This is a genomic window from Pseudomonas sp. I8001 (assembly GCF_013385345.1).
Classification (GTDB): domain Bacteria; phylum Pseudomonadota; class Gammaproteobacteria; order Pseudomonadales; family Pseudomonadaceae; genus Aquipseudomonas.
The window spans coordinates 2,116-5,451 of record NZ_JACAQC010000072.1; the positions used below are offsets into that span (position 1 = coordinate 2,116).

Consider the following 3,336-nt stretch of genomic DNA (forward strand, 5'->3'; position numbering starts at 1 on the left):
TTGATTTCTAGTCTTTGATTAGATCGTTCTTTAAAAATTTGGGTATGTGATAGAAAGATAGACTGAACGTTACTTTCACTGGTAACGGATCAGGCTAAGGTAAAATTTGTAAGTAATTGCGAATTTTCGGCGAATGTCGTCTTCACAGTATAACCAGATTGCTTGGGGTTATATGGTCAAGTGAAGAAGCGCATACGGTGGATGCCTTGGCAGTCAGAGGCGATGAAAGACGTGGTAGCCTGCGAAAAGCTTCGGGGAGTCGGCAAACAGACTTTGATCCGGAGATGTCTGAATGGGGGAACCCAGCCATCATAAGATGGTTACCTTACACTGAATACATAGGTGTATGGAGCGAACCAGGGGAACTGAAACATCTAAGTACCCTGAGGAAAAGAAATCAACCGAGATTCCCTTAGTAGTGGCGAGCGAACGGGGACTAGCCCTTAAGTGGCTTTGAGATTAGCGGAACGCTCTGGAAAGTGCGGCCATAGTGGGTGATAGCCCTGTACGCGAAAATCTCTTAGTCATGAAATCGAGTAGGACGGAGCACGAGAAACTTTGTCTGAATATGGGGGGACCATCCTCCAAGGCTAAATACTACTGACTGACCGATAGTGAACTAGTACCGTGAGGGAAAGGCGAAAAGAACCCCGGAGAGGGGAGTGAAATAGATCCTGAAACCGTATGCGTACAAGCAGTGGGAGCAGACTTTGTTCTGTGACTGCGTACCTTTTGTATAATGGGTCAGCGACTTATTTTCAGTGGCGAGCTTAACCGAATAGGGGAGGCGTAGCGAAAGCGAGTCTTAATAGGGCGTCTAGTCGCTGGGAATAGACCCGAAACCGGGCGATCTATCCATGGGCAGGTTGAAGGTTGGGTAACACTAACTGGAGGACCGAACCGACTACCGTTGAAAAGTTAGCGGATGACCTGTGGATCGGAGTGAAAGGCTAATCAAGCTCGGAGATAGCTGGTTCTCCTCGAAAGCTATTTAGGTAGCGCCTCATGTATCACTGTAGGGGGTAGAGCACTGTTTCGGCTAGGGGGTCATCCCGACTTACCAAACCGATGCAAACTCCGAATACCTACAAGTGCCGAGCATGGGAGACACACGGCGGGTGCTAACGTCCGTCGTGAAAAGGGAAACAACCCAGACCGTCAGCTAAGGTCCCAAAGTTATGGTTAAGTGGGAAACGATGTGGGAAGGCTTAGACAGCTAGGAGGTTGGCTTAGAAGCAGCCACCCTTTAAAGAAAGCGTAATAGCTCACTAGTCGAGTCGGCCTGCGCGGAAGATGTAACGGGGCTCAAACCATACACCGAAGCTACGGGTATCACCTTCGGGTGATGCGGTAGAGGAGCGTTCTGTAAGCCTGTGAAGGTGAGTTGAGAAGCTTGCTGGAGGTATCAGAAGTGCGAATGCTGACATGAGTAACGATAATGGGTGTGAAAAACACCCACGCCGAAAGACCAAGGTTTCCTGCGCAACGTTAATCGACGCAGGGTTAGTCGGTCCCTAAGGCGAGGCTGAAAAGCGTAGTCGATGGAAAACAGGTTAATATTCCTGTACTTCTGGTTATTGCGATGGAGGGACGGAGAAGGCTAGGCCAGCTTGGCGTTGGTTGTCCAAGTTTAAGGTGGTAGGCTGGAATCTTAGGTAAATCCGGGATTCTAAGGCCGAGAGCTGATGACGAGTCATCTTTTAGATGACGAAGTGGTTGATGCCATGCTTCCAAGAAAAGCTTCTAAGCTTCAGGTAACCAGGAACCGTACCCCAAACCGACACAGGTGGTTGGGTAGAGAATACCAAGGCGCTTGAGAGAACTCGGGTGAAGGAACTAGGCAAAATGGCACCGTAACTTCGGGAGAAGGTGCGCCGGTGAGGGTGAAGGACTTGCTCCGTAAGCTCATGCCGGTCGAAGATACCAGGCCGCTGCGACTGTTTATTAAAAACACAGCACTCTGCAAACACGAAAGTGGACGTATAGGGTGTGACGCCTGCCCGGTGCCGGAAGGTTAATTGATGGGGTTAGCTAACGCGAAGCTCTTGATCGAAGCCCCGGTAAACGGCGGCCGTAACTATAACGGTCCTAAGGTAGCGAAATTCCTTGTCGGGTAAGTTCCGACCTGCACGAATGGCGTAACGATGGCGGCGCTGTCTCCACCCGAGACTCAGTGAAATTGAAATCGCTGTGAAGATGCAGTGTATCCGCGGCTAGACGGAAAGACCCCGTGAACCTTTACTATAGCTTTGCACTGGACTTTGAATTTGCTTGTGTAGGATAGGTGGGAGGCTTTGAAGCGTGGACGCCAGTTCGCGTGGAGCCAACCTTGAAATACCACCCTGGCAACTTTGAGGTTCTAACTCAGGTCCGTTATCCGGATCGAGGACAGTGTATGGTGGGTAGTTTGACTGGGGCGGTCTCCTCCTAAAGAGTAACGGAGGAGTACGAAGGTGCGCTCAGACCGGTCGGAAATCGGTCGTAGAGTATAAAGGCAAAAGCGCGCTTGACTGCGAGACAGACACGTCGAGCAGGTACGAAAGTAGGTCTTAGTGATCCGGTGGTTCTGTATGGAAGGGCCATCGCTCAACGGATAAAAGGTACTCCGGGGATAACAGGCTGATACCGCCCAAGAGTTCATATCGACGGCGGTGTTTGGCACCTCGATGTCGGCTCATCACATCCTGGGGCTGAAGCCGGTCCCAAGGGTATGGCTGTTCGCCATTTAAAGTGGTACGCGAGCTGGGTTTAGAACGTCGTGAGACAGTTCGGTCCCTATCTGCCGTGGACGTTTGAGATTTGAGAGGGGCTGCTCCTAGTACGAGAGGACCGGAGTGGACGAACCTCTGGTGTTCCGGTTGTCACGCCAGTGGCATTGCCGGGTAGCTATGTTCGGAATAGATAACCGCTGAAAGCATCTAAGCGGGAAACTAGCCTCAAGATGAGATCTCACTGGAACCTTGAGTTCCCTGAAGGGCCGTCGAAGACTACGACGTTGATAGGTTGGGTGTGTAAGCGCTGTGAGGCGTTGAGCTAACCAATACTAATTGCCCGTGAGGCTTGACCATATAACACCCAAGCAATTTGCGTCGAAGAGACCAGATTGCGGTGTGTGAAGACGAAACGAACCGAAAGTTCGAGATCTTGCAAACACCTAGCTATCACATACCCAATTTGCTGAAGCGAGGCCAACTGGCCACGACTCAGTACCCGAATTTCTTGACGACCATAGAGCATTGGAACCACCTGATCCCATCCCGAACTCAGCAGTGAAACGATGCATCGCCGATGGTAGTGTGGGGTTTCCCCATGTGAGAGTAGGTCATCGTCAAGATT

The 3,336-nt window shown here is 50.9% G+C and carries 2 rRNA genes; both read left to right on the forward strand.

Annotated elements, in window-relative coordinates:
- Positions 1-174 precede the first annotated feature (174 nt).
- Positions 175-3,068: ribosomal RNA gene (locus tag HX839_RS31415) — 23S ribosomal RNA — on the forward strand.
- Positions 3,069-3,218: 150 nt separating this feature from the next.
- Positions 3,219-3,334: ribosomal RNA gene (gene rrf / locus HX839_RS31420) — 5S ribosomal RNA — on the forward strand.
- Positions 3,335-3,336: the final 2 nt, after the last annotated feature.